Raw genomic sequence first — 26,130 nt, 5'->3', positions numbered from 1 at the left:
CGTCGGTTTGCATCTTGTCTCATCTCCATAAACACTAATTCATATATGGTACCCCAGTAGGGTATATTTATTCGTAAAAGAATGGAGCCTCCCATCCGAGCGGCTCCGGACTGTGTTATACGACATCGTAACCTTGTTCCTCTATTGCCTCTTTAATTGCGTCCAGCGAAATTTTACCGGCATCGTAATCAATGGAAACGGATTTGCTTCCAAGATCGACTTTGGCGGTAGCTCCCAGTGTCTTAACGGCGCTTTCAATAGAGTTTGCGCAATGTCCGCAAGACATGCCTTCCACCTTCAACTGTACATGTTCCATAAATAAATTCCTCCTATTTCATCAATTTTTTCACGGTAATCAACAGCTCATCAATGACTTCTTTTTCTCCGGCCTGTATACGTTCTATGACGCAGCTCTTCATATGGCCTTCAAGCAGCAGCTTTCCGACGCCGTTGAGCGCCGATTGAATCGCCGCGATCTGGTTGAGGACGTCGTCGCAGTAAGTGTCTTTCTCGATCAGTCCCTTCACTCCCCGTATCTGGCCCTCGATCCGGTTAAGCCGGGTGATTAAATCCGACTTCATTTTATCCGGGTGATGACTCTTTCTTCCGCCTTCTCCGGGGCTGCACTCCGTATGAAGAAGCTCTGTCGGCTTATCCATGTTTGTTCACCTCTTGATTCAAATATACAATACCCCCCATGGGTATGTCAATCAAAAATATCACATCCTCATTAAGCGGCCATATCCATATTCTTAACCAAACCACCTTTCCCATCCTATCTAAGCCCGGCAGCCGCGCCAAAGGCTGGAAGTATTATGATTGACATTAATAAAAAAAGACAGCGGGAGCGATAAGGCTCACGGCTGTCTACTATATTCCCCGCTATACATTAATCCCATTATCTTCGCCTCGATATGCGGCCGAAACCAACCCGCGTCTTGGGCTTTGATGATTTGCGCGGGGTCAGCCAGCTGCCCGAGCTGCTGCCGCTGCCGTCATCCCGCGTTATTTTGCCGGATTTCGGAGGAGCTTTGTTGAATACATTGCCGTCGCTTCCGACCTTACCCGAAACCGCATCCTTCGCTCTTGTAAAAATCGATCCCTTGCGCTCCACCGTCATCGGCGGAATCGCCTTCTTCTCATTCACAGTAGGCACATGGTAGGTTCCGGTCTTCGGCTTGTACGTATCCCTGTCAGCATAGCCTCGATAAGATCCGCCGCCGTAGCGGCCGCCGTCGAATAAATCACCGAGCAAGCTCGCCAGCAGGTAGCCTTGAAGGAAGCTTGAGCTGTAGTTGTTCCGCACATAGTCCTTGGAGTCAACCTCTACAAGCGTGTCCTCCGGTTTTTTCTCATCCTGCTGCAGGTGTATGATTTTGTCCGAATAAACAAGAAACATGTGGTCGCTTTTCTCAGCCGATTCCTGCTGCGGCTTCGACTCAGCGGCGAGCGCCTTCGCCACTTCCGGTACGGTTTGCCCGGCAGCGCGGTAAACATAGGAAGTTTGCGAGCCGCTGCCGCTGACCGATTCCAGCGGGTACTTATCTTCAATCGTGCTTGATATGCCGCATGCTGCAAGGAGCGGAACAATCAAGCTGACGACGAGTAAATTTTTTATGAAGAATGACAGCTTCTGCTTCATACCGATTCCTCCTAGCTTCCGCGGAGGACGCGAACGTCGGCCGGAAGCACATCTTCGCCTTCATACAGCATAAATCTGCCGTCCTGCCATTCGACGCGAAGCAGCTTCATGTCATCGGATTGATACTGCCATACATACTGCTCTCCGCCCTGTACGAAAGGGGTCCTGCCGGCAGCGGTAATGAATCCGGAATACTGCTCTTCAAGGTGATACGTACGCTCGTCAAGCTCAATAATCGTCGGCACTTCCTCTACGGAGTCGAGTCTTCCGTCGATGGGACCGTATATCGCATAAACCGTCCGTTCGCGCTCCTCGATTGTCAGATAGCGGATGTCCGAGCCGTCCTGAAGGGTTAGCATTATCAAGCTGCGCTGACGGTTTTGCGTCCGTCCGACCACTTGGTAGGTCACAAGCGATATTTCGCAAACGTCGCCAGGTCCGATCGTCATCATGCTCTTCTCCGGCATCGGCGGTTCCGGCTTTGCCAATATGTTTTTGATCCGTGAAAACAGGCTCATCGCCACCGCTCCTTTTATGAATAGTTTACAAGCACGAACCGATAATCAGAGCGCCTGAGATATGAAGCGATCCGGCCAGCAGAGCGTGCGCTATTTTGCCTTCCTTCGTACCTCTGTCCAGATCAAGTCCGAACGCGGTTCGCAGCACAAGCCCCAGCAGCCTTTCAAGTACAAGCAGAATCAGAAAGGAAATGACGGAAACGATCAGTGCCTCGCCCAGATGGTTTGAAGTTGTTATCGACTGTGACAAGATGTACGCCTGCGCGAGCAATTTCATCACAAACCGGGTCGTAACCGCTAAATTGCCCTTCTTGATTTCCTCCATGTCCTTGTAGCGGGTAAAGAGCGAATCGACCGTCATCAGCACGACTAACAGCACCGCACCTGCACCGGTCCATACCAACATGGCTACTACTTCTTGAAATGTCATCGGACATCCTCCATCGTCAATTTGCCGCGCTTCGTTACAAAGAAAAAACGCCGAAGGCCGTCAGATCGGCGGTTAGGCGCGATCAATGCCAGCGGACGTTCTTTCTTTGCTTACGGGCTGTTTAGTTTTTGTTCTCGTACTGCTTCAATAGAGCCGCGAGTTCGTCGTCGACCGCCTTGTTCTTGCCAAGCGCTTCGAATTCGGCGTCAAGCGATTTCTCTTTGCTGTTCATCTCGTTGCTCGCTTCGGCCTGCGCTTCCATCTGGAGCATTTTCTCCTCCATCCGCTTCATGCCTGCCGATGCGGTATCCGAGCTGAACCCGGCCATAGATTTGTTAATCTCAGCTTGCGCTTTCGCCGCATTATAACGAGCGACGAGCGTTTCGCGTTTGTTCTTCATCTCAGTCAGCTGCTTGCGCATTTCGTCCAGCTTGGAGCGCAGGTTATCGGCGGACGCTTTGTTCTGATCGAAGCTTGTTTTGTACTCATTCATCTTCTGCTCCGCGGCCTTCTTCTCTTCAAGGGCACGGCGGGCAAGCTCGATATTCTGCATTTGAGCGGCCGTGTGGGCCTGCTCATCGCGTTTCTTCACAAGCGCTTCCTGCTCTTCATACAGCTGCTTGAACTTCTTCTCGATTGCGATTTGGGCTGCGACCGCTTTCTCCGCGTCCTCCAGATCTTCCTGCATATCGCGGATATATTGGTCGGTGAGCTTAACCGGATCTTCAGCCTTCTCAATCATGGCATATACATTGGATAACGTTAAGTCTCTCAAACGTTTGAATATCGACATCTTTCATTTCCTCCTTAGAGTTTTCTCCCAAGCTACCGGCACACGCCTATGCGGACAAGCGTCCCGGAAGCATATAGCTTACGAAATTGCGTTATGCTAACTAGTACGCAGCCAAACCCGGTTCGTTTCAGCCCCCACGAATTAAATTATGTATCGAAGCCGGTGAAGAAGCAACTAAAGATTTCATACATTTTTTCTCTATAGACAGCGGCATGCTACACCTTATACAATCCGAGAGGGGTTTCTTTATCTAACAGCGCTTCATTAATTTGTAACCGGAGGAACATCTCACCGTAAAAGGTAACATGCTTTTCAATGCCGCCCGCCGGCCGCCATCCTGTAAGGAAAGGAGGTGCTGCACGCATGCACTTTATCCGCCGATTATCCGTTAAGCTGCTGCGGCTCAAAAATTCACTGCTTGCGTATGGAACAATACTGTTCATCCTGTTAAGCTCGGCGATTGTTTATTACCTTGAACCGGATACCTTCCAAAATGGGTTCAATGCCTTGTGGTGGGTGATGACGACTGTGGCGACGGTCGGCTACGGCGATTTCTACCCAACAACGGTACCGGGCAAGCTGTTTGCGATGTTTCTATATGTATTCGGTATCGGACTGCTCAGCTTGGTGATCGGCAAAATCATTGAAGCGATCGCCGATCTGCAGCGACGAAGGGGGAGCGGAAAATTGAAGTTTCAAGGCCGGAATCACATCATCCTGCTGAATTGGAGCAAGAAGGCCCAGTTAGCCGTTGAAGAAATTATGTCAACGGACGAGAACGCCGAAATCGTCATTATAACCGAGAGCGAAAAACATCCTTACGACCGCAGGAACATCCATTTTGTCAGCGGCGATCCGACATCGGACGATACGCTCGAGCAAGCCGGCATTAACCGTGCCCGTTCGGCAATCATATTCGCGGATCCGGGGATCGAGGACTCATCTCTCGTCGACGGCAAATCGCTGCTGATCGCCGCCAGTATCGAGCGGATTGCGCCCGAGGTGCATACCACGGTAGAAATTACCCTCGAGAAGCATATCCAAAACTTCCGGCATGTGAAGGTAAATGAATTCGTCCTTTCTCATGATGCGGTATCCCGGCTGGCGGTCCGCTCGGCGCTTAATGAAGGAAACATCGAAATCCTGACCCAGCTCCTGAGCAGACAGCACGGCGAAGACTTGTTTGAGGCAGCGCGCGATCCCGAGTGGCGAACTTACGGGGACGCATTTCAGGCACTGCTTAAAGAAGGCGCGACGCTTGTCGCAGACGGCAGCGATATGACCATCAACCGCAAGCTCCACGAGCAGCTGCCTGCCAATACCAGGCTGTTTGTCATAACCGACAAGGCCACCATAGACAAAATTAACGCTAAAGGGAGAAATAGTTAATGACCGTGTCCGTGACGTACCTCGAATGGTCGGATATGCAGGGGAAGGTCCTGCAAACCATAGACCGGCACATCGTGGGCCGCGATGAACTATTCATTCGCAAGCTCGTTAACGCTTCCGTCATTCATAACGTCTTGTATGAGCATACATCGAACGAGTCGGAGCTCTCTCAGCACGCCATCTATGTCATACCTTTTCGCGGCAAGGAGATTGCGGAATATGGGCGGGCGATTGAGTCATCTTTGTCCGAATTTTGCGATGTGGCGATGCGGATCGAACCGGAATTTTGGCTTTGGGACAATTTGGGCAATCGATTCATTCGAGGCGGGACCAGGTTGTCACCGGGCGAAGCAGCGGAAATTGCTCAGCTGCTGCTGGACCATTACATCGTAACGGATGAACGGACTTATGAGTGCATATATACGGTCATGGATACCGACCGGCGCAAAGCATTGTTTTATTTGAAAGAGGTGAAGGCATAAATGAAAGGCATTCCCGGCAAAAAAATCTTGCAGTTCGCACTTCTCCTTACCGTGCCGGCCGTGATGAGCGGCTGCACCGACTACTCGTCTTCGCAGCAATGCTATGACGGCAATAACGACGGCTACTGCGACGACAATAGCGGCGGAGGTACTTACTACAGCACCGGCGGCAGAGCGACCGGACCCGGTAAAAGCTACAGCTCCGGCTCGGATTCAGGCTCTCACAGCGGATTCGGCAGCGGCGGCTCCCACAGCTCCTTCGGAGGATGAAGCCATGAACCGCGTCCTTGATTTGAAGCTGAAGCACGACGAGCTGTTTCAGGGGAAGCTGGCAGAAATGATTCCCTACCATCGGATGTATGGAAAGAGCTACTGTCTCCCTTCCCTTACGTTATATCAGCCCGAAGAGTGGGATTACCTGCGCAGCGCATCGGAACGTATCAACCTTATCTATTGGAAGGCGCTGCGGTTCACGCAGCGTTACTTGCCGGATTCGTTTCTCACAGGACCGCTTGGTCTCCACCCGTCAATGGTCGAGGCATCGCGTTTGGAGGTTCCTTCGCATGGGATATCCCGGCAGGATTGGATTATCGGTCCGAACGGTATGAAATGTATCGAGAACAACACCGATACGCCGACGGGGGTCCCGGAAACAGCTATATTGGAGAAGCGGCTTGTGGAAGGGTTTACGCCCTATACTTCCATCTCCGGGGAAATGCGGAATTCGATCCAGAGCGCCTTTCGCCGCCTGATCGGTTATTACTCCGAACAGGGTCTCGCCGGTACAATAGCGTTCAGCTGTTATGATTGGCATATGGAAGACACGGTTAACACGCGTTATATTATGGACGCCGTTGCGGAGCTTGGCTATTCGGTAATGTTCGTCCCTTTGGAACGGCTCGAAATCATCCCCGGCGAGGGTCTCTACGCTTATGGGCGGAGAATTCACATGCTCTACCGGCTCTATCCTCTCGAATATTTGATACAGGATACCGATGAAGCTTCGGGGCTTCACGTCGGTGAAGCGCTTATGGATCTCGTCGTACAGGGAAGACTCGGACTTATCAATCCGGCTCAAAGCATCATCATGCAAAGCAAGGGCTTCATGGCGCTAATCTGGTCGCTCTTCGAACGCAGCGACATCACCGAACAATACTGCGGATTTACATTGTTTGAACCCGAGGAGCTGGAAACAATAAGCACCTACCTGCTCCCGACCTATTACGAGAAGACCGTTTTTGAACAGGCAAACAAGCCGTATGTGGCCAAAGCGTACTGGGGGCGGGAAGGAAAAGGTACAGCCGTATATAACGGCAGGGGCACACTGGAAGAAGCCGAATGGGGTCACGACGAAGAAGAAGCAGCTGAAGTGATAGATTATTACGGTAATCAGCCGAAAATCTATCAGGAGTGCTGGCCGATGGAAGAAGTGAACATCCGTACGGAAAGTGGCGAGACCAATGGCTTCCTGCTTACCGGTGTCTACGTGATCGGTGGAGCCTGCTCCGGCCTGCTGCCCAGAATTGGCGGTAAAATAACAGGCGATATGGCCTACTACTGTCCGGCGGCGCTAGCTATTAAAAGGGAGGGAAAGAATTAAATGAATGCATTTACGGATAATTTGCTTAACATAGTAATTGGAATCGGCATTATTTTTCTCATTCTGGCGGTTGGGGCTTTTGTGTTCAGCCGGTTGACGCGTTTCAGCGACGCTGAGGAAATCAACAAGGGAAACGAAGCGGCCGGCGTGTATATGGGCAGCAAGCTGCTCGGGCTGTGCATCATTGTGGGCATGGTTTCCTTCAGTTCGCACGATTGGATCTCCATGCTTATATGGTCTGGGATCGGCATCCTTGTACTGTGTCTTGTCTATCTCGTATTTGACTGGTTGACGCCGCGCTTTAAAGTATGCGACCAGATCGCGGCAGGCAATATGGCCGTTGCGCAGATGCTTCGCTCTGTCATTATCGGCGTCTCGATTGTGGTCGGTACGATTTTGATGTAAGAGCTTTTCCTTAAGAAAGGACGGCCTGAGCGGAATCTCTCAAGCCGTCCTTTACCTTCTTGCAAGACTCTCCCGCTAATTCGGCTGAAAGAGTGAATCGCATGACGCTTATATTATGCGCCCGGAGTAACAGGCCCCGATTTGCCATCGGTTCGCTGTTCGCCATTAACCGGTTCGATTATTTCACCCTGTTTCTCACGCTCAACGGTAACATTGTATTGTCCGAGCTCTTTCTTTTTGCCGTCGCTATCGATCGTGCCATATTTGGAGAAATCGGGAACCATCGGGTCAAAGACGAAGTAGACGGATTCTCCGAAATCGGGAGGCTTGATACCTTCTTCACGATACGTACCGTTCACCGGAATGGTATCCTTTTGCCATTTCACTTCGGCCAAACCTTCGCTGCTTATCTCGATATAGCTGATCAAGCCTTTATATTCCACCATAAACCGGAGCGCCTCACCCTTCGGGAATGTAAACGTTTGGGAGAAGCCTTCGCCCTGGGGTTTGAGCTCTTTGTTTATAAATACCTCAGCCAATCCGACCGCGGCATTGCGCGCTTCCACCAGCGTCCCGTTCATCAGCGTCTCATAGACGTCCTGTCCGGCCGGTGTACGAACAATCGCATGCTTCGTCTGGTCGTTGTATTCGACATACCCTCCTAGTGTCTCCGAGAGAAAACGAAACGGCACGTATGTCCGCCCTGAATTTATGATAGCGGGGACAGCAAGCTTCGCGTGCATTCCGTTCACATTTACCTCGGATACCCCAGGCTGCAGACGGATTGTAATATTACGGCTTGGATTGTTTATGATTACCGTTCGCGTCTCGGCTTCATAAGAGTAGTTGACCCACTCCGGGTCATTAAAAGAAATGAGACGTACCATTGTGGATCCATGAGATATGAGTACTGATTCTTGTTTTCTGCCGTCGATATAGACTTCCGTGTGGTTGGAGCTATCGGCAAAAACGGGCAAACCGGCTGATACGAGTCCCAAGAGCAGCAGTGCAGCGGCTGTCGGCTTCAACCATTTCATCGTCTATTAGTCCTCCTTTGTCCAGAGCTGATTGATCCCTTGACCCATCGCCTGATTAGCTATCCCAAGCTGTGCAGGAAACGGCTCCAGCCCGTTTCCATATTCTGATACGCCCATTTGATATGATTATCATCCTCGTAATGGCGATAAGGGCATTCAATAACCAGAATAAGATCCAGGTACAAATCGTAGAGCGCTCTCCTAGCCAGTTCTTCCTGCGAGAAAGCGGACTGCCCGTAGCCCTCCAGGAAAGGTTCAGGCTTGGCAAAATGGCTAAAGTAAAATTCCATTAACGGGTCGCCCCAGATCGCTCTTTCAAAATCGATAATACCGGAAATACGCCCATCATTGATAAAGATATTGCCATCCCACAAATCCCAATGAACAAAATACGGCCGCTGAACCCCGGACAATACATCCGATGCCCCGTGCAGCTCCCTTTCGATCTGCGAGTAATCAACGGGCAGCTCTACTCCCGCATCGCGGCCATCCGCAAGGACATCCAGCAGCATTTTGCAGAAAGTCTCCTTCCACCCGTTTCCTGTACGATTGACCTGGCCAAAATATCCGAATTGGCTACCCTCAATTTCGTTTAACCTCCGGTTACAGACCCCGAGCTCATATTGAATGGAGGCTGTTTCCTCCATGGAAAGCGAGTCTCTTATTTTGTTTAAGGGCTCTCCTTCTAAATATTCCATTATGAAATATTCACTGTTAAGGATCGAGAACGAATCGTCATGCGCATAAATCCGCGGCACAGGAAGTATATCTTTACCGCCGATTAACTTCATCGCCATTACTTCCGCGGTCATTATATTATTCTCGTATCTCATTACTTTTGTATCTTTCACGGGAGCCGCTTTGAGAACCACCTTCCGTCCGCTGCCGAGCAAGATCGAATATGCCGTGTTTGCCCACCCGTCCGACAGCTCCCTTGCCTCTTGAACGGACTCATTGAATACCTGACGGATGACAGCTTTGAGCTGCTTCGCATCCAATTTGTTCTTTATTCCGCTTTCCACCGGCAAACACCCCACAATGATTGATTTTTCTATGTATTTCCCGTTAAATAAATGCCTACATCATACCATATTCTCCGTTTCGGCGCGATACAATAGATCAAAAAGAAAAGCAGCCCCCTACTATGGGAGACTGCTTTGCCGTGAGCTGGAGCTTCGCTTGCTATCAGCTCCTTACTTATAAAACTTCACCCGCTCCTCGAGCGGCTGGAACTCTTTCTCACCGGGCGGCGCTGTCGGCTTGCCGAACGGCATCTGTGCGATCAGCTCCCAATCATCCGGCACCTTCCACAGCTTCTTCACTTCCTCGTCGATCAGCGGGTTATAATGCTGCAGCGATGCTCCGAGTCCTTCAAGCTCCAGCGCTGTCCATATGACAAACTGCAGCATCCCGGACGACTGATGGGACCAATCGGGAAATTTATCTTTGTAACGTTCAAATTTGCCTTGAAATTGCCGGATAACGGAATAGTCCTCGAAGAACAGAATCGTACCGTATCCGCTGCGGAAGCCGTTGATCCTCTCCTCCGTTTGAGAGAATTGATCTGATTTCACGATTTTTCTAAGCGTTTCTTTCGTCGTATCCCAAAGCTTGTCATGATGAACGTCCAGCAGGACGACAATTCTGGCGCTCTGGGAATTAAATGCCGAAGGAGTGTGTTTCACCGCTTCATTGACCAACTCGAGAATACGCTCATCCGGTACGATTCGATCTTTACTGATACCATAAATCGTTCTGCGCTCTTTCAGTGCGGCGAGAAATTCATTGCCCATTTCTATTCTTCCTCCTTCACTGTTATTCTATCTCTCTAGTTTCATTAACCTATCCGGAGGAAAAACCAACAACAAAACGTTTTACCCGTTTAGAGATACCTTCTGATTTCTTCTTCCGGCAGCGGCCGGTTAAAGTAGTATCCCTGCGCTTCATTGCATTTCTGATTTTCAAGGAACCGCAGCTGCTCCTCGTTCTCAACCCCTTCCGCCACCACTTGAAGGTCCATATTTCTGGCCATGGCAATGATCGTTGAGACGATAGCCGCATTATCCTTATCAACCGTTACATCATTAAGGAATGAGCGGTCAATCTTCAGCTTATCTATCGGCAGCTTCTTCAAATGACTGAGGGATGAATATCCGGTACCGAAATCATCCATCGAAATCGATACACCAAGCTGCTTTAGCTGAATCAGCTTTTCAATGACTTGATTCGAGTCGTACATAGCTACACTCTCGGTAATCTCCAATTCCAGGTATCCGGGATCGATATTCGATTCCGCTATAATACCAGTTATGGTTTCCACGAGGTTAAATTCATAAAACTGCCGCAGTGAAATATTCACCGCCATTCGTACCGGCATAAGCCCTTCGTCGATCCATGTCTTTAGCTGGCTGCACGTTTGCCTGAGTACCCATTCTCCGATCGGTACAATCAGACCCGTATCTTCCGCCAAGGGTATAAATTCGACCGGAGAAATTTCGCCAAGCTCCGGGTGCTTCCATCTGGCCAGCGCCTCCACTCCAACCATACGCCTTGTCTCCAAATGAATTCGGGGTTGATAATACACCTCCAACTCCCCGTTCTTGACCGCTTTGCGCAGCTCCTTTTCGATGACCATTTTCCGTAAATAAGCTCCGTCCATATCGCTATTGTAGAAACGGTATTTATTTTTCCCATGCTCTTTTGCGCGGTGCATGGCCGTATCCGCATGCTTCGTCAAGGTTTCGGCATCAGCTCCGTCGTAAGGCGACAGACTTATTCCGATACTGGGAGTGGAATAAATCTCTTGACCTGCCAAATAAAACGGAGACTTGAAGCTGCTTATAATTTTCTCGGCATAAACGACCGCTTCATCATGAGAACTGTTCTGGATCATAATGACAAATTCATCGCCGCCGATTCGAAAGACTTCTCCGCGCCCTTCCAAATGATAGGTCAACCGCCCCGCAACAAGCTTTAGAAACTGATCGCCCATAGAATGTCCCAGCGTATCATTGATCACTTTAAACCGGTCCAAGTCGATAAACATCAAGACGATATGCGTGTGCTTGGCAAGCAGTGCCTGACTTAAGGACTGATTGAAGGAGAGCCTGTTCAAGAGTCCTGTCAGCGTATCGTGATAGGCAAGCTCGGTTATTTTATTCTCGTACTGCTTACGCTCCGTGATGTCAGTCGATACGCAAAGCTGCTGCAGTGAATTAAGTATCCGAATCGGGACCTTAGCCGTCTGCATCCATCTTCTGTTTCCCGCGGCATCGATAATACGTTCTTCAACATTATGCACGCCCTCGAATGATTCTAAATTGTCATTCACATTATTTCCGCCTGCATGTTCGTCGTTTTCGTATCGAACGAAATCAGTTTCTCTTTTTCCTAATATATTATCAATTGTTTCCCCATATAAATTGGCAAGCGAAAGATTGGCGAGGGTAAGCTCCCCGTCGGAATTTTTGGTATAAATGAAATTCGGATTCGTATCGATTACCGTCCGGAGAAATTCTTTCTGGTCGAACAGCGCTTTATTCATTTCCTTGACGAAATTGGCGTGCATCAGGCAGAATCCGATAAATACGGCGATTGCGAAGATTAAGACGGCGATGCTGCTCGGATATAAACCGCTTCTCTGCGAAATGTTAAGAATACCGATCGAATAGGCGACGATGGACGTTAAGACAAACAGCAATAAAAATGATTTAATATGAACATTCGAAACCCTTCGGCTGATCGCCAGGCATATTCCGAAACTAATGAAGAATAACGGGAAACTCACATTGAACAGCCAGCTGTAGGCGCCGTAAACCGGAAAGAGGAAGCTCTCAGAATGCTGGATTTGTACCAGGTTAAGGCCAATAATACCTTGAGTTGTCCAGCCCAATACATAAACGATCAAGCTCCATATCAAGAATGCGATGATCATTCTTCGATTGATGAACCAGCGCCATCTGCCCGAAAGCTTCTTCCGATCAACCAGTTCATTATAAATAACGTAGGAAACATAGAGTAGAGAGGGGGACAGCATGATCGAACCGAATCGGAATAACCGGAAAAGAAAGTCGATCATTTCGCGTCCAAAATAATCATGGGCAAACAATATACCGACATCAAGCTGCCAGATACTTATAAAAATCATGAAAATAAACATGCTGCACGACAGCTTATTTCGGCCGAATAAGGTTTGAATCGCCAGCCCAAGTCCCAACGGAACGATGGCGAATACAAGCATTAAGAAAAACATATTGCATTTCCCTTTCAAAAACAGCCTTTATTGGAGGTACTTGGACAGCAGCATACACGTATTGTTTCCGCCATAACCGTGGGATGTGACTACGACCTGATTTACATCGCAATATTTTGTTTCCTGGAGAATAGGCAAGTCGCCAAACCCATAGCCCGTCGTCTTTACGGTCGGCGGTATGAAATCATACTCTATCGATATAAGCGAAGCTATGGTTTGCATCACTCCGCTTGCTCCGAAGGCATGGCCAATCTGGCCTTTAATTGAAGTAATCGGAATGGAGTGGTCCTCGAAATTATTCGTATAGGCTATGTATTCCACTGTATCGTTAGCCTGAAGCCCCAGCGCCTGACTGTTGATATAGGTCGGAAGGTAATCACCAACTGTCATCTTAAGCGCTTTGGACATCGTTTCGCCAGTAAGGTCCGATGCGAATATCGACTGCCCGTCATTGTTCGAATAGATGTTATCGATTGAACCGTAAATCGCAGTGTCTCTCTCCAATGCATCCGTTTCCCGTTCCAATACTAGCACTGCGGCGCCTTCTGAGAGAACGAAGCCTTCTTTATCCATCGAAAATGGAGAACCTGCCGTATGAATATCCAAATCCTTGGACAGTGCTCCCAGCTTCGCAAAGCTGTAGATGCAGCCTGTCGATATCGGCGCATCCGATCCTCCCACGATACAGACGTCCGCTTGACCCGACTCGAGCAGCACCTTCGCCATCATAATGGAATCCAACCCGGCGGTGCAGCCTGTACTTAAAGTAAAAACCAGTCCGTTCGCACCGATATGATACGCCACGGATGAGGACAAACTATGCGGGTTGCCCGCACCCGCGCCGATTAACGGAAACTTATCATATTGTCCGTTATTGCTGTAAACGGCGTACTGCTCTATCTCCGACAATCCGCCGACAGAGGTTCCCATAATGACGGAAACCCGCAACCCTTCCTTTAATTCAATACCTGACATCTTCACCGCTTCGTCCGCTGCAGCGATGGCCATCCGTGCTATTCTGGGGTAGTATTTGTAATTGCGGCCATTAATTCGCTTATACTCGTTATGAATGATTCCACACACCAGATCCGTTTCATTAGGGCCGATTCCGCTTACCACCTCCAAGGTGCACAACCCTTGATCCAATACGTCTTTGAACCGCTGCCTGTCTTCAATACCCGGTGCTTTAATGCCATATCCGGTAACTACGATTCTCTTCACAATTTTCCCCGACGCTCTCTATATATATTTAATTAATTAAACATTAGCCACGCAATTCGACAACGTTCGAGAATATTATAACTAATATTCTATTTTTCGGCACTTAATCTTTTGCAAAGAGTTTCCATACTACCCGATGCCTGGATGGTAATGTGAGTGGTAATATGAAAATAAAACCGGGCGAAAACGAATATTTCGTTTCACCCGGCTTTTATCCATTGCTTGCTGTTAGCCTCCCCCTCCGCCGGGGACCTTAATAACGCCTAATTCATTGGCATTAATGGCGAAGGCATTGCCGCCTTGACCGACGAAAGCGGTAGCTGACTGTTTCGCTCGGAATTTCACTCTGCCCTTGTCGGCGGATACGTTGTTCACTTTTTTCACTTTCTTCTTGCTCATACAAGCATCACCTCCCCTCCCGGGCTCTAACATGCATGGTGTGCATGCAAAAGTGTTCCGGTCAGCGGCGTCTTTTCTTTATGATTTGCACATTGACTGCATTGCTGGCCAGCACGTTACCGATATCCGCCTTGGCCGCTGCGGTTTGTTGAATATTAATGACAATGTATTGATTCTTGCCTATACGGTAGCGGTACGTCTTGATATTCGATCGGGTCATGTATCGATCCTCCTTATCCTGGAGTTGATCTATTAATATGTTTGACAACCCTCCATCGAAGCGGCGAATGATAGATTAATAGAAAAAAGAGGCATATACACGAGTGTACATACCTCCTATAAATGACCCGAAAAAACGATGTTTACGGATACCACTCGTTCTGCGCGGTAGTAATCGAACACCAACGCGAAGCGAACAAATAATCGAGCAGAAGGCTCGTCGATTCCGGCGTTCCAATCCGGCGCAGCGCCTCGGCGGCATGACCCCGCACGTAGCGGTTGTCGTCGTCCAACGCTCTGACAAGCCCGGGAACAGCCGCAGCGGCCGTGGATCCCTTCTTCGCCAAAGCCAGCCCCGCCCAGAACCGCACTTGGTAATCCCCGTCCTGCAGCTTGTCGGCCAATGCCGTAATAATGCTATCATCATGCTCCGGGGACTGAATCCGTCCCAGCGCTTCCACTGCCGTTCTGCGGATGACTACCGACGAGTGACCGGTCAGCCGGACAAGTCCGGGAACAGCTTTACCTGCCAAATGCCGCAGCTCGCCGAGTGCGAAAGCCGCAAGATTGACCGCTTCTTCACGGTCGCCTCCCAGTAAGCGTGATAACCCGTCGACAGCCGACCCGCCGTTCACACTCAGACCATAAGCAGCCGCCATTGAGACCTTACGGTTATCGTTCAGGAGCGCATCAAGGAGCATACCGGCGCCTTCCTCACCCATTGCGGCAAGACCGTAAGCGGCATTCAAGCGGACAGGTTCGAATTCATCTCCAAGCGCTTCCGCCAGCGCGTCCGAAACGCGGTTGGAACCTGCGGCGGCTAATCCCAATTGGTTCGCCGCTTCCGCTCTTATCCCCGGAGCCGGATCCTTCAACTGTTCCAGCAGGAGCTCTGTCTCAACAAGCCCGCCGGTCGAGTCCGAATCCTCCGCCAAGCTGCCGACTTCACCCTTTAGCCAGTTCCAGGTATCTTTCCACAGTAAATCATGTCTGATGAGAGGCGCGCTGAAAGCCGCTGGAGGCCGCCACTTGGGATCGGAGCAATCCCAGGCGGGTGCGCTGGGCACCTGCGTGCGCATGAACTCGAATTTAAGCATATACCGCTGTTTACCCGACAGATTAGCCGTTGACCGGTGCCAGATGTCATAGTGAATCAGGGCGAACGTACCGGCATTTCCGCTTGCTTTGCCCTCCTCATCATGATCGTCGCCTTCAAAGGTGCGGCTTTCATAATATTGAGTGCCCGGCATCACACCGGTAGGACCCATTTCAATTGGAGTATCCTGCGGAAAATACATAATCATCGCCCACCAAGGTTTGTGATTGCGCATTCGGCTGTAGCCCCAATAGCTGTCTTTGTGCCAGTTGCCCGCTTGCGGATTGCTGTTCAGGTGACCGTAACGATGCGTATGCATAATATAGCCGGGTCCGAGCACGCTTGTAAGCGCCCCCTTGATGACAGGACTTTCAAATACGAGCTGCAGCTCCCTGATACGCGGAAGCAGATTGTTGCCGGGATTTCCTTCCTTCTCGTAAACATAATCAAGCTGAGATAATAATTGCCGTTGAAATTCCTGAGAGAAATCGGTCTTCAGGATCAGAAAACCTTCCGCAATAAACGTTCTCATCTGTTCATCCGTCAGCAGCTGAAGAGCTTGCCGCTCACGAATCGCTTGCTGCTCCATATTATCACCCTACCTTACTGGTTAGTTTCCCTAGCGGTTATGCTGGGGAACAATGTCTTCATTATAAGGCCGGTTCAGGTGTGTTAATATGAATGTTCCTATGATGCATTTGTACAATATTAAGATTCGCCGTCAGCCAATAATAAGTAAACCAGATGGCTGTTTAAAAATCTGAGCGCCGGCCCCAGGGGATATTGGTTAATAAAGCGGATTAGTATTTTTTTCGTAGTATATGAAGTCTATCAATACAGTGAATACTCATCTGTAATAAGCATGTGTATGTTCTATTGAAAGGCTTCTCCATGTAATAAATGATGTACGTGCGGCAACAGCCCATCCTCCCTATATAATAATCGCCATTCAGCGCTTGATATATTGCGGGGCCTCCGCTTGTCGCTCGGGGAAATAATATTTCCACTCATTATCTCACCTATTTTCGAGTGAATTGGAATATATATTTATTTAATGAGATTAGGTTGAACTTCACCTCCAATTGTTTTTCAAACTATATCAGCGGCTGCCTTACAATTAAGCTATCTTTTATTAGTCGTCCCATTTTTTGGATATTTCGTTCATTCTGTGTGCTAATATGAAAAAAAGTGACGGGAGGGCAGCTTCAATGGGAAAAATCGTTTATCTCCCTTTAGATGAAAGACCCTGCAATGCCAAGTTTCCTATGCAAATCGCCGCTTCCTCGGACCTTAAACTGACGGCTCCTCCAAGGTCACTTCTGGGTAATAAGAAACAGCCCGCTCCCTACGGAGCGCTGAAGGATTGGCTGATTGCCGAAACCGTTCAGGCCGATATTCTGATTATTTCTCTCGACATGCTCGTTTACGGCGGAATCGTCCCCTCCAGGCTTCACCATCTTTCCGGCCGGGAATGTTCGGAGCGGTTCGGGACGTTAATCGAATGCAGGAAGAGAAATCCGTGGCTTCGAATCTATGCGTTCAACTTGATTATGCGGGCCCCTGCCTGTAACAGCAGCGACGAAGAACCCGATTATTATGAGGAATTCGGGGTCCGTCTGGCGAGGAACGGATGGCTCAGCGACAAAACTATCCGGGAAGGCTTATCGGATGAGGAGCGGCTGGAGCTGCAGCAAATCCGGTCCGAGCTGCCGGAGACTGTGACCCGGGACTTCATAGGCCGCCGCGAGACGAATACAACTGTTAACCACATGGCGGTAGATCTCGTGCGTCAAGGCGCGATCGACTTTCTCATCATCCCTCTCGACGATAACGCTAAATACGGTTATTCCTCACACGAACAACGGCAATTGTTGTTGTCGGCGGAGAAGCATCAACTGCTTGATAGGATACATATATACCCCGGCGCGGACGAGATCGGCTGCACATTGCTTGCACGCGTCTTCTGCGAGCTCAAAAACTATCGCCCGGAAATCTACATCCGACACTCCTCGACTAACGGACCCTTCGTCATCCCGAAATATGAGGACCGAAGCTTGGGGGAAAGCATCAAAAGCCATATTACCGCTGCCGGGGCATTCATCGCAGACAGCTCCGCTGCGGCCGATGCGATACTGATGGTCAATTCACCGCCGGCGGGCCAATACGATATGGCGGAGACATCGCAAAGCTTCAGCGAGAGGCATGCTTCTTATTTCTCGGAAGTCAACCTCAGAGAGTTCGCGCAAGCGATCGATGTATATACGGAGAAAGGGAAAATGGTCGCCCTTGCCGATGTCGGAACATGCAATGGAGCTGACGAGCCGCTGATGAAGCTGATCTCCAAGTCGGGGCTGCTTCCGCGCATCTCGGCGTACGCGGGTTGGAACACATCCGGCAATACCCTCGGAACCGTCATTGCACATGCCATCATAGAGTCGTTCTACCGTAAAGCGGAGGTTGTACTGCAGCAGGAAGCTTCGCGTTCGCGGCGCAGCAGAGAGTTCTACCTCGCCAGACTTGTTGAGGACTGGGGCTACCAGTCCATTATACGACGCGAAGTCGCCCGCGATTACTTAGAAGCGCTTGGAGGTAACTATTTCGATATAAGCGCGGCCGCTTCCCAGGTGCACGAACTGATCCGCGGCAAAATGAATGCTTTTATTACACAATATCTTCATGATCTGCAGCCTGACCGGATCAAGCTCGGGCGCGTCGAGCTTCCTTGGAGGCGAATGTTTGAGGTCGACTTTGAATTATCGATTATATAGAAAGAGGCACGGAGCGTCTGAGCTCTGTGCCTCTTTCCTAATTCCCGTGATACACCGACAATTCCGAATGCCGATTTAGCTTATTTCCGAATGTTCTATCAACCGATTAAGCCGGGAGCACTTTCAACCGTGTTTTTAGCTTCATAGGCGATTTGGCCGTCAAGCACATCCTTAGCGCGGTTGATATCGAGTAGATTTTCCCAGCGTGCAATGACAAAGGCTGCAACGGCGTAGCCGATAATGTTGACGGTTGTTCGGTAATTCCCCATGAACCGGTCGGGAGCCAGCATCAGGGCAACGGCTGCTATAGGAAACGAACCGGTTGCCGCGGCGGTTGCCGAAAGTGCGACGAAAGCGGAACCCGGTATACCCGCCATACCTTTGGAGGTTAATAACAGGACCCCAAGAATCATCAACTGATCGCCAAAGCTCAAATTAACACCGGTGGCTTGAGCAAGAAAAACAAGGGCGAGCGAGAGGTAAATCGATGCTCCGTCAAGATTGAATGAGTATCCGGTCGGAACGACAAGGCCCACAACGGCTCGATTGCAGCCCGCATGCTCGAATTTGTTCATTAACTGCGGCATGACCGCTTCAGAGGAACCTGTCGCGAAAGCCAGCATGATCTCTTCCCGGATATAAAGTACAAGCTTCCACAGACTGAGGCCGATGAATATTCTCATTATAACGGCCAGGACAACGATGAAGACCAAACAAGCGACCGTCATCGCGGCAAAGAGTTTACCCAATGACAGCAGCGTGTCGATACCGTACTGACTCACGGCAAAGGCCATCGCCCCGAATGTGGCAATCGCGGTAAGCTTCATGATATAGCCTACAATCTTGAACAACACCTCGTTGACCCGCTCCATGAAATCAAGAATGACTTCCGAGGTCCGCCCCCCTACATGCGAAAGCGCAAATCCGAATAAACAGGAGACCAGCAGAACCTGCAGCATACTGTTATTAACGAACGCGCCAATGGCGCTATCCGGAATGATGTTCAGGAAAAAGCTCGTTCCGCTCGGAAGCTCAGATCCTTTCGTTGTTGCCTCGATACCTGCTGTTGACAGGCTTGCCGGATCTACATGCATTCCTACACCCGGATTGGTGAGATTGGCCACGACCATGCCGATAATTAAAGCAAGGGTGGTCACCACTTCGAAATAGAGGATCGTTTTGCCGCCGATTCTACCTACGGCCTTGATATCACCAATCTTCGCGATGCCGACTACCACCACACTGAAGACAAGCGGCGCGATCATCATTTTAATCAGCTTAATGAAGCCGTCGCCGAGCGGTTTCAGTTCAATACCTACGGTTGGCCATAAATAGCCCACCAGGATACCTGCAATGATTGATACCATGATTTGAAAGAAAAGTCCTTTGTAGAATGGCTTTTTTACACGTGCTGTTTCTTGCTTCACAAACAATCACCTCACATTGTTTTTGTATGCCGTGCTGATTGTGGATCCTTTCTTCCATCGGCTTGGTACATAACCCAGATGTACAAACACGTTAGATAACATCACATAAATGAAGGCTGCATTACGGGAATCTTAATTTTCATGACATATTTAGTTTCACAATATGTCATCTTATGCACTTAATATAACGTATAACTAACAGCGGCACATTGTTTATTGTGAACAAAATTTCAAAACCCATTTAGGCAACACATACAAGACAATGAAATCATTAAACAGGATTGCCGCAAAAAAAGAGGGCGCCCCCAAGTAGATAAATCTACTTCAGGCACCCTTTTTTGAATGCTGAACATGTGTTATTGTATTTACTCACTGAGCATTCCGACTGTTTGCGGCCTCATACTACACATTTTCCCGTATCCAAGTACGCAACTTTTCAGCATATATTGAGCGTTCATCTGGATCGGTCTGATAACCATTCATCAGGTAAAGTTGATCATTCTCATATCGCGGATAAACATGGAGATGGTAATGCCACACGTCTTGATTGCCGGAAGGCTCATTATGTTGTCGCGTGGAAATTCCATCACATCCATATGCACCTTTCATTGCAAGCGCTGCTAGTTGAGCTGCTCGGTGAACTTCAACAGCATACTCTGCAGGGAGTTCATATATGTTCTCGAAGTGTCGATTTGGGACAACAAGAACATGCCCTTTATTGTTTATCCACCACTTGCTAGCGATAAAGGCTGTTATGTATTCATTCTGGTGAATGATATCTTTCTGTTTTGTTCCCTGCTGAGGTAGTTCGATGCCCGAAACAACATGGCAAAATGGACATTCGTATCCTTCGGGCTTATGTGAATATGCATTCATCTCTTCATACAACTCCCTTGCAGTATTCCGTTAGTTCGGTTCAACCTGCAATAAATGTTGGTGTTTTCACATTCTTGTGATTAGAAATCCATTGTGATAACACACTCCTAGTTGGTGCTCCCATAATAAAATTAACATCGTTCGCGGGATGCAAACTGTTGTCGGTTATCTCTTTCAATGGAATCCATGCAACGCCAACCTGATGCACATCCGGTGTTTCCCCGACTTTAGCTTCGTTGTTTGAAGTAATAGCGCACAAAAACGTAAAATCAATTTGATGAACATCAGGTTCCAATTCAGGAAACAATGAATCTCTCTTTGCGATAAACTCATTAATAAATAGCAATTCCACAATTTCAACCTTTAAACTTACCTCTTCGAATACTTCTCTCATCAAAGTTTCGTGGATGCTTTCACCATGTTCTTGTCCGCCTCCAGGGAGAACATAAAATTCTCCTTGGACGCCAGTTCTCCTTAATACAAGCAATTGCTCATCTTTTATTATCACTGCCCTAGCTGCAGTTCTAATACTCACGGTATCACCTCGTTGAATTCAAATGTCAAAAATCCCTTACATAATATAGATACCGCCATTCTTGTTGCATGCGCAGGTAGAATATTTTCGTTTAACGTTTGAACAAGCGGATACAATTATCCAAGATAGTTCCAACAAGGCAGAAGAAAGCAAAATGCACAATATAACCAGGAAATTTTGCGGTGATTAGGGCACTGCTCGGTGGTTTAAAAGGATCAAAATCGAGCATCCAATGTTTAAATGGCTCAAATGGCCCCACTCCAATATCAAGGATATCGGGAGCATGAACAGTTTCCCAGATATCATTTAGACAAATTGTAATGCTAATTAATGAGAGCCAGAAGGTGATTCTCTTCAATAAAATCATGAGTTCACCCTTTCATCACTGGTGCTGTGCCCTGGTTTAATATAAATTGGCCCTCCTTCAATATGTAAGCGGTTAATATTTCCTATTTATAAGCGGATTCCCTGTAGTTGTCAAGGTAAATAGGAATATCATGGAAGGAACGTTAAAAGACGCAGCCTTTTAAAAACAAGCTGCGCCTAACTTATCTTATGTTTTTTGAGAACGGCTAACCCTTAAGACCTTTATCAATGGCATCCAGAAGCCGGCGCGTTCGGTCGCAGCCGTACTCCCAGAACATGATGCCTGCCAGGCCGTTGTATCTTACATAATCGCATTTATGACGAATGGATTCCTCGTCTTCATATGAGATGAAGGTGCTCCCGTCAAAGAGATACGGCGCTCGCGCCTCGTCGTCCCAGTGTCGGACAAAACCGTTCCTGCCGATATACTCCGCGGCAAGTGACGTGTAATCCGGACCATAGCCGCCGGAGCCGCCCGCCATCTGGTGCAGCCCGTTATTACGGTCTGGAACTTGCTTCCACATCCGGGAATAGAACGCCGCGCCGATCACGATTTTGCTCCCGGGCACGCCTGCTTGAACAAACATCCGGACGGAAGCGTCCGTACTGATACGGAATAAATCCCCGGTTGGCGTGTACAGGTTGGTATGGTGACCGGTCAGCACTTGAAAGCCTCCGCGCATATCGTAGGTCATCAGCTGCACGAAATCGACCAGCTTTCCCACCTTGTCCATCTCGGTACCGTCAATATAATACTGGTCGGCGCCAGCCGCAATCGTAAGCGGATAATGGCGGCCGTCCTCCTGTCCCTTGCGGTCGAGCGCCGTCCGCATTGCACGGAGCAGAAGCGTGAAGTTCGTTTTATCACTAGGACTTGCCTCAATACCGGCTTCCGCATAGCACGGATACTCCCAGTCGAGGTCTATGCCGTCGAACGGCAGTTCATGAAGCACCCGGACCGCAGATTCGGCCATCTTTCCACGTCCTGCCTCCGTCGATGCTGCCTCGGAGAAGCCGCCCGCACTCCAGCCTCCGACGGACAGCAGAACCGTCAGCTCAGGGTGATCTTGTTTCAGCCGATTCAGTTCGTTCATATGCGGCCTCAGATGTTCCGTACGTATTTCATCATCACGGACATGCCCGAACGCTACGTTCAAATGCGACAGCTTCCTGACGTCCTCCAGTGTCAAGTCACGCAGGCTAGCGGCCGAAGCGTATCCCGCGGTAATATAGCTTCGTGTCATATTTAAACTGATCTCTCCTTCCACAGCATTCCGTCTTCCCTAATCCGCCATATAGACCGCTCATCAGCAGAAGGGGCAGAAATTTCAAACAGTCTTCCGGTGATTTCAATTGTCGGACAAATCGTCCAGCTGTCGCCGCCCATGAGCAGTGCCGAGTCCCCAGTAAATTCCCCACACTCGGCGTAGCGGTTGCGCTGCCGGTAATATAATTTTCGAAGTTCCCATTTCACCAGTTCATCCGGCGGCAGCCGGAATGGTTCGGCTTCTCCCCGGTCTCCCCCGTCGAATATTACATAACCCCATAATTCAGGGTAATGCATATTAACAATCCCCATCGGCGACCATACCCAGTTATCCTCGGGATACGGTTTTCCGGTCTCCGGGTTCACAACCTTGCGGTATTTGCCATCGACAACCTCGGTTCGCCATTCGACGCGGGAGAAATTGACACGCCAATATTCCCCCTCAACCGGCGGCCTGCCTTCAGGGGCGCATTCACGTAAGGTGGTCCAAGGCATGGCCACCTCGACGCTCCACTTCCGGTTTGCGGCCCCAGGCCGGTTGAGCTCGCCGTCAATATGGACCGCCGTGCGCAGTCCGCTTATATCCCACCCGTTGACCGCCGGCCCTCCGTCGCGATACGGCTTGACCAGCAGCAAATCCCATACCGTGTTAAGAGCATTGATTTCAAATTCGTAATACTGATGGGAATCGCCGTCCGGGTCTATGAAGATTTCAAAGTCGTTGTCATAGAAAATGACCGAGTCCCGCTCCGTCAAGGTCGCCCAAATCTGATCCTCTTCCAATTCGGCGCCAAAATAGAAACAATCGTCGTCCCAGAGCATTTTGACCCGGGTACGTTTACCCGGCTTCGGACGGAGGTCGCCTTCAATATCGACAAAGTCGTCGGTCCAATCGGCCTTCGCCCAGAACGGTTTGTCCAGACGGCCGTCCAGTAGAAGCGGTTCTGCCGCCCGCCTGCACATATAATGCTTCGGAGCAAATGCAAGCTTCGGCTCCGGTACCCCACTTAAATTCACATTGATCTCTCCTGTCTTATTGAGCATACCTTACTGATGCTATCAGCTTTGTTCCCACAATCGGCGCAAGTTGTTCATGCGATTCGCGATGACTTAGCAGCTTTGATAATAGTAGGATTCGATCAAAAATGATGTTTTCCTTCAACAAAATGAAAATTACATAACTTAATATTCAATTTACCTTCAATATATTGATCGTCATCATATGATATATCTCTTTAATAACGTTTACTGTTCAAGACAGAATTTATTGTGTTCCGTGACCCGGACAGCGTCATGAATGGTGCGCTTGATTTCATAAAATACATTTGCGGGAGCAATCCAATCGGATAATGTACTTGTCAAATTTTTTGGTACAATTCATGGCGATCGGCATCGGTTTGGTCGAAACGATATTGAGCTTCGCCAAAAAATTATTGTTCCCGCTCTCATTTCCATTATTGACAAATAAGGAGGTGTCTCTACTTAATCCCTTTGCAATTCATCCATAAATCTATGGAAAACAGGAGGAATATGTAATGTATAAGAAGGTTCGAACGATGCGAAAATCGGTTATCTGGTTACTTTGTTGTCTGCTTGTCTGCTCGCTCTATATCCCTGTTAAGCATGCGACGGCGGCCACAGCCCGTCAAATGGAGGCGCTCGACCGCGGCGTAGTCGCGGTCAGCGTCAGTGGAGGCGTGTTTATCAGCTGGCGGATGCTCGGAACCGATCCCGATTCTGTCTCCTTTAACCTCTACAGGAACGGAACGAAGGTTAATGCATCACCAATTTCCACGAGTACCAATTACCTCGATGCTCAAGGTACGGCAAGCTCCCTCTACAACGTTCGCGCCATAGTGAACAGCCAGGAACAGCCCGCTTCGGAGACCGGCTCAGTATGGGGGCAAAATTACTACTCGCTTCCGCTTCAAGTTCCTCCAGGCGGTACCGTACCCGACGGCTCCTACACCTACAACGCGAATGACGCAAGCGTCGGAGATCTTGACGGGGACGGCGATTACGAGATTGTTGTCAAATGGGACCCCTCCAATTCCAAGGACAATTCCCAGTTCGGTTATTCCGGCCCGGCCATATTGGACGCATACCGGCTCGACGGCACCCGCCTATGGCGGATTAATCTCGGCAGAAATATTCGCGCCGGCGCCCACTACACACAGTTTCTCGTCTATGATTTCGACGGCGACGGTAAAGCGGAAGTCGTCTGCAAAACAGCCGACGGCACAGTTGACGGGAAGGGGGTAACAATCGGAAATGCAAGCGCCGACTATCGAAATTCGGACGGCTTTATACTGTCGGGGCCGGAATATTTGACCGTATTCAGCGGTATTACCGGGGAGGCGCTTTCGACCGTCAGCTACGACCCGCCTCGCGGAACCGTCTCCAGCTGGGGGGACAGCTACGGCAACCGCGTCGACCGCTTTCTGGCGGCCGTCGCTTATTTGGACGGCCAGCGGCCCAGCATCGTTATGGCTCGCGGCTACTATACGCGCACTGTACTTGCCGCATACAACTGGAGGGATGGCCAGCTCACGAAGCTGTGGACGTTTGATTCGAACAGCTCCGGTAACAGCGGTTACGCCGGTCAGGGCAATCATAACCTTAGCGTCGGGGATGTCGATAACGACAGCAAGGATGAAATCCTGTACGGCTCGATGGCGGTTGACGATAGCGGATCCGGCCTTTACTCAACCGGGCTTGGGCACGGCGACGCGATGCATTTCGGCGATCTCGATCCCGACAGGCCGGGGCTTGAGGTGTTTAAGGTGAATGAAGAAAAAGCAGCCCAGTATGGTGCGGAAATTCATAATGCGGCAAGCGGCCAAGTCTATTGGGGGGTATTCACGGGCGTCGATACCGGCAGAGGAATGGCCGCGGACGTCGACCCCCGATACAAAGGCGAAGAGCTCTGGGCCTCGAACGGCGTCGGCCTGAATACCGTTAAGGGACAGAAGATCGGCAGTACGATCCCCTCCTCTATCAATTTCGGGATATGGTGGGACGGCGATTTGCTTCGCGAGCTTCTGGATCATACGGGATCGGGCGGCAATGGGACTATCTCCAAATGGAATTACCAGCTGCAGCAGACTGACAGGCTGCTTACTGCAACCGGGACGGCTTCCAACAACACAACCAAGGGCAACCCAAGCCTTCAGGCCGATATTCTGGGCGATTGGCGGGAGGAAGCGGTCTGGCGCACCGCCGATAGCTCTGCGCTGCGCATATATACGACAACGGAGGTCACGAATCATCGTATCCGTACCCTGATGCACGATCCTATCTACCGCCTCGGCATCGCCTGGCAGAATGTCGGATACAACCAGCCGCCGCACACCGGCTTCTATCTTGGCGACGGGATGTCTACGCCACCGAAACCGGACCTCTATCCGG

Annotated in this window: 26 protein-coding genes and 1 pseudogene; 7 read left to right on the top strand and 20 right to left on the bottom strand. The window is 49.7% G+C overall.

The annotated features are described in order from the left end of the window. Positions 1–115: 115 nt before the first annotated feature. The 6 genes from KZ483_RS12435 to KZ483_RS12410 all read right to left on the bottom strand — a co-directional run bounded on the left by KZ483_RS12435 (position 116) and on the right by KZ483_RS12410 (position 3,383). Positions 116–316, bottom strand: coding sequence for a cation transporter (locus KZ483_RS12435; protein ID WP_220352937.1), 201 nt, complete (start codon positions 314–316; stop codon positions 116–118). Between the two features lie 13 nt (positions 317–329). Continuing rightward, on the bottom strand, positions 330–659 hold the full coding sequence (locus KZ483_RS12430) for a metal-sensitive transcriptional regulator (protein WP_220352936.1): 330 nt from the start codon (positions 657–659) through the stop codon (positions 330–332). A gap of 239 nt (positions 660–898) precedes the next feature. Continuing rightward, positions 899–1,642 carry a DUF4247 domain-containing protein gene (locus KZ483_RS12425; RefSeq protein WP_220352935.1) on the bottom strand — a complete coding sequence of 248 codons (744 nt, stop codon included), beginning with the start codon at positions 1,640–1,642 and terminating at the stop codon, positions 899–901. 11 nt (positions 1,643–1,653) lie between these two features. Continuing rightward, on the bottom strand, positions 1,654–2,160 hold the full coding sequence (locus KZ483_RS12420; RefSeq protein WP_220352934.1) for a DUF4178 domain-containing protein: 507 nt from the start codon (positions 2,158–2,160) through the stop codon (positions 1,654–1,656). A gap of 25 nt (positions 2,161–2,185) precedes the next feature. Beyond that, positions 2,186–2,590: a DUF350 domain-containing protein gene (locus KZ483_RS12415; protein ID WP_220352933.1), complete on the bottom strand. Its 405-nt coding sequence runs from the start codon at positions 2,588–2,590 to the stop codon at positions 2,186–2,188. Positions 2,591–2,711: 121 nt separating this feature from the next. Further along, positions 2,712–3,383: a PspA/IM30 family protein gene (locus tag KZ483_RS12410; RefSeq protein WP_220352932.1), complete on the bottom strand. Its 672-nt coding sequence runs from the start codon at positions 3,381–3,383 to the stop codon at positions 2,712–2,714. Positions 3,384–3,746: 363 nt separating this feature from the next. Here KZ483_RS12410 and KZ483_RS12405 point away from each other — a divergent pair, with 363 nt between their 5' ends. Genes KZ483_RS12405 through KZ483_RS12385 form a run of 5 tightly spaced genes read left to right on the top strand, consistent with a single transcriptional unit; the run spans position 3,747 to position 7,259 of the window. Next, the gene (locus KZ483_RS12405; RefSeq protein WP_220352931.1) at positions 3,747–4,772 is read left to right on the top strand and encodes a potassium channel family protein; all 1,026 of its coding nucleotides are present in this window, start codon (positions 3,747–3,749) and stop codon (positions 4,770–4,772) included. Then, entirely contained in the window at positions 4,772–5,254 is a 483-nt protein-coding gene (locus tag KZ483_RS12400) for a hypothetical protein (RefSeq protein WP_220352929.1), read from the top strand. Before KZ483_RS12405 ends, KZ483_RS12400 begins: the two co-directional genes overlap by 1 nt. After that, positions 5,255–5,524, top strand: a complete 270-nt coding sequence (locus tag KZ483_RS12395; protein WP_220352928.1) for a hypothetical protein — start codon at positions 5,255–5,257, stop codon at positions 5,522–5,524. Positions 5,525–5,528: 4 nt separating this feature from the next. Next, positions 5,529–6,854 (top strand): glutathionylspermidine synthase family protein, encoded by a 1,326-nt coding sequence (locus tag KZ483_RS12390; RefSeq protein ID WP_220352927.1) that lies wholly within the window; start codon positions 5,529–5,531, stop codon positions 6,852–6,854. Beyond that, positions 6,855–7,259, top strand: coding sequence for a DUF350 domain-containing protein (locus tag KZ483_RS12385; protein WP_220352926.1), 405 nt, complete (start codon positions 6,855–6,857; stop codon positions 7,257–7,259). Between the two features lie 113 nt (positions 7,260–7,372). Here KZ483_RS12385 and KZ483_RS12380 read toward each other — a convergent pair whose 3' ends face one another. From KZ483_RS12380 to KZ483_RS12345, 8 genes are all read right to left on the bottom strand, one after another. Next, a complete protein-coding gene (locus KZ483_RS12380) occupies positions 7,373–8,296 on the bottom strand; it encodes a copper amine oxidase N-terminal domain-containing protein (protein WP_220352925.1) in 924 nt (307 codons plus the stop codon). A gap of 59 nt (positions 8,297–8,355) precedes the next feature. Continuing rightward, on the bottom strand, positions 8,356–9,318 hold the full coding sequence (locus tag KZ483_RS12375) for a phosphotransferase family protein (protein WP_220352924.1): 963 nt from the start codon (positions 9,316–9,318) through the stop codon (positions 8,356–8,358). Between the two features lie 171 nt (positions 9,319–9,489). Further along, complete coding sequence (locus tag KZ483_RS12370; protein ID WP_220352923.1) at positions 9,490–10,089, bottom strand: nitroreductase family protein; 600 nt, start codon at positions 10,087–10,089, stop codon at positions 9,490–9,492. Between the two features lie 89 nt (positions 10,090–10,178). After that, entirely contained in the window at positions 10,179–12,548 is a 2,370-nt protein-coding gene (locus KZ483_RS12365; protein ID WP_220352922.1) for an EAL domain-containing protein, read from the bottom strand. A 27-nt stretch (positions 12,549–12,575) separates the two neighbouring features. Beyond that, positions 12,576–13,769 (bottom strand): beta-ketoacyl synthase N-terminal-like domain-containing protein, encoded by a 1,194-nt coding sequence (locus KZ483_RS12360; protein ID WP_220352921.1) that lies wholly within the window; start codon positions 13,767–13,769, stop codon positions 12,576–12,578. A gap of 228 nt (positions 13,770–13,997) precedes the next feature. After that, positions 13,998–14,168 carry a hypothetical protein gene (locus tag KZ483_RS12355; RefSeq protein ID WP_220353756.1) on the bottom strand — a complete coding sequence of 57 codons (171 nt, stop codon included), beginning with the start codon at positions 14,166–14,168 and terminating at the stop codon, positions 13,998–14,000. 61 nt (positions 14,169–14,229) lie between these two features. Next, positions 14,230–14,388, bottom strand: coding sequence for a hypothetical protein (locus tag KZ483_RS12350; RefSeq protein ID WP_220352920.1), 159 nt, complete (start codon positions 14,386–14,388; stop codon positions 14,230–14,232). A 142-nt stretch (positions 14,389–14,530) separates the two neighbouring features. Further along, positions 14,531–16,072 (bottom strand): HEAT repeat domain-containing protein, encoded by a 1,542-nt coding sequence (locus KZ483_RS12345; RefSeq protein ID WP_220352918.1) that lies wholly within the window; start codon positions 16,070–16,072, stop codon positions 14,531–14,533. A 619-nt stretch (positions 16,073–16,691) separates the two neighbouring features. Here KZ483_RS12345 and KZ483_RS12340 point away from each other — a divergent pair. After that, the gene (locus tag KZ483_RS12340; RefSeq protein ID WP_220352917.1) at positions 16,692–18,251 is read left to right on the top strand and encodes a DUF4127 family protein; all 1,560 of its coding nucleotides are present in this window, start codon (positions 16,692–16,694) and stop codon (positions 18,249–18,251) included. A gap of 98 nt (positions 18,252–18,349) precedes the next feature. Here the strand turns inward: KZ483_RS12340 and dctA are convergent, their stop codons facing one another. The 6 genes from dctA to KZ483_RS12310 all read right to left on the bottom strand — a co-directional run bounded on the left by dctA (position 18,350) and on the right by KZ483_RS12310 (position 23,739). Beyond that, a complete protein-coding gene (dctA, locus tag KZ483_RS12335; RefSeq protein WP_220352915.1) occupies positions 18,350–19,678 on the bottom strand; it encodes a C4-dicarboxylate transporter DctA in 1,329 nt (442 codons plus the stop codon). 402 nt (positions 19,679–20,080) lie between these two features. After that, complete coding sequence (locus KZ483_RS12330) at positions 20,081–20,554, bottom strand: HIT family protein (RefSeq protein ID WP_220352914.1); 474 nt, start codon at positions 20,552–20,554, stop codon at positions 20,081–20,083. A 40-nt stretch (positions 20,555–20,594) separates the two neighbouring features. Continuing rightward, positions 20,595–21,089 (bottom strand): NUDIX domain-containing protein, encoded by a 495-nt coding sequence (locus KZ483_RS12325; protein ID WP_220352913.1) that lies wholly within the window; start codon positions 21,087–21,089, stop codon positions 20,595–20,597. A 91-nt stretch (positions 21,090–21,180) separates the two neighbouring features. After that, the gene (locus KZ483_RS12320; RefSeq protein ID WP_220352912.1) at positions 21,181–21,456 is read right to left on the bottom strand and encodes a hypothetical protein; all 276 of its coding nucleotides are present in this window, start codon (positions 21,454–21,456) and stop codon (positions 21,181–21,183) included. Positions 21,457–21,661: 205 nt separating this feature from the next. Beyond that, positions 21,662–22,699, bottom strand: a complete 1,038-nt coding sequence (locus KZ483_RS12315) for a glycoside hydrolase family 18 protein (protein ID WP_220352911.1) — start codon at positions 22,697–22,699, stop codon at positions 21,662–21,664. A 2-nt stretch (positions 22,700–22,701) separates the two neighbouring features. Beyond that, positions 22,702–23,739, bottom strand: a complete 1,038-nt coding sequence (locus KZ483_RS12310; protein ID WP_220353406.1) for a carbohydrate-binding family 9-like protein — start codon at positions 23,737–23,739, stop codon at positions 22,702–22,704. A 632-nt stretch (positions 23,740–24,371) separates the two neighbouring features. Between KZ483_RS12310 and KZ483_RS12305 the strand changes: the two are divergent. Next, positions 24,372–26,126 (top strand): annotated as a pseudogene (locus tag KZ483_RS12305) (rhamnogalacturonan lyase); the annotation flags it as partial. Between the last annotated feature and the right edge of the window lie 4 nt (positions 26,127–26,130).

The organism is Paenibacillus sp. sptzw28, assembly GCF_019550795.1.
Lineage (GTDB): Bacteria > Bacillota > Bacilli > Paenibacillales > Paenibacillaceae > Paenibacillus_Z.
The sequence above is the reverse complement of the archived record's forward strand: the minus strand, read 5'-3'. Positions and strand labels throughout refer to the sequence as shown.

Excerpts from the sequence above, each read along its gene's own strand:
- KZ483_RS12415 (WP_220352933.1), bottom strand. The coding sequence starts at position 2,590 with ATGACATTTCAAGAAGTAGTAGCCATGTTGGTATGGACCGGTGCAGGT.
- KZ483_RS12400 (WP_220352929.1), top strand. The coding sequence starts at position 4,772 with ATGACCGTGTCCGTGACGTACCTCGAATGGTCGGATATGCAGGGGAAG.
- KZ483_RS12345 (WP_220352918.1), bottom strand. The coding sequence starts at position 16,072 with ATGGAGCAGCAAGCGATTCGTGAGCGGCAAGCTCTTCAGCTGCTGACG.
- KZ483_RS12385 (WP_220352926.1), top strand. The coding sequence starts at position 6,855 with ATGAATGCATTTACGGATAATTTGCTTAACATAGTAATTGGAATCGGC.
- KZ483_RS12330 (WP_220352914.1), bottom strand. The coding sequence starts at position 20,554 with ATGAATGCATATTCACATAAGCCCGAAGGATACGAATGTCCATTTTGC.
- KZ483_RS12380 (WP_220352925.1), bottom strand. The coding sequence starts at position 8,296 with ATGAAATGGTTGAAGCCGACAGCCGCTGCACTGCTGCTCTTGGGACTC.
- KZ483_RS12430 (WP_220352936.1), bottom strand. The coding sequence starts at position 659 with ATGGATAAGCCGACAGAGCTTCTTCATACGGAGTGCAGCCCCGGAGAA.
- KZ483_RS12425 (WP_220352935.1), bottom strand. The coding sequence starts at position 1,642 with ATGAAGCAGAAGCTGTCATTCTTCATAAAAAATTTACTCGTCGTCAGC.
- KZ483_RS12390 (WP_220352927.1), top strand. The coding sequence starts at position 5,529 with ATGAACCGCGTCCTTGATTTGAAGCTGAAGCACGACGAGCTGTTTCAG.
- KZ483_RS12355 (WP_220353756.1), bottom strand. The coding sequence starts at position 14,168 with ATGAGCAAGAAGAAAGTGAAAAAAGTGAACAACGTATCCGCCGACAAG.
- KZ483_RS12315 (WP_220352911.1), bottom strand. The coding sequence starts at position 22,699 with ATGACACGAAGCTATATTACCGCGGGATACGCTTCGGCCGCTAGCCTG.
- KZ483_RS12420 (WP_220352934.1), bottom strand. The coding sequence starts at position 2,160 with ATGAGCCTGTTTTCACGGATCAAAAACATATTGGCAAAGCCGGAACCG.
- KZ483_RS12320 (WP_220352912.1), bottom strand. The coding sequence starts at position 21,456 with ATGATTTTATTGAAGAGAATCACCTTCTGGCTCTCATTAATTAGCATT.
- KZ483_RS12365 (WP_220352922.1), bottom strand. The coding sequence starts at position 12,548 with ATGTTTTTCTTAATGCTTGTATTCGCCATCGTTCCGTTGGGACTTGGG.
- KZ483_RS12435 (WP_220352937.1), bottom strand. The coding sequence starts at position 316 with ATGGAACATGTACAGTTGAAGGTGGAAGGCATGTCTTGCGGACATTGC.
- KZ483_RS12350 (WP_220352920.1), bottom strand. The coding sequence starts at position 14,388 with ATGACCCGATCGAATATCAAGACGTACCGCTACCGTATAGGCAAGAAT.
- KZ483_RS12410 (WP_220352932.1), bottom strand. The coding sequence starts at position 3,383 with ATGTCGATATTCAAACGTTTGAGAGACTTAACGTTATCCAATGTATAT.
- KZ483_RS12405 (WP_220352931.1), top strand. The coding sequence starts at position 3,747 with ATGCACTTTATCCGCCGATTATCCGTTAAGCTGCTGCGGCTCAAAAAT.
- KZ483_RS12370 (WP_220352923.1), bottom strand. The coding sequence starts at position 10,089 with ATGGGCAATGAATTTCTCGCCGCACTGAAAGAGCGCAGAACGATTTAT.
- KZ483_RS12395 (WP_220352928.1), top strand. The coding sequence starts at position 5,255 with ATGAAAGGCATTCCCGGCAAAAAAATCTTGCAGTTCGCACTTCTCCTT.
- KZ483_RS12340 (WP_220352917.1), top strand. The coding sequence starts at position 16,692 with ATGGGAAAAATCGTTTATCTCCCTTTAGATGAAAGACCCTGCAATGCC.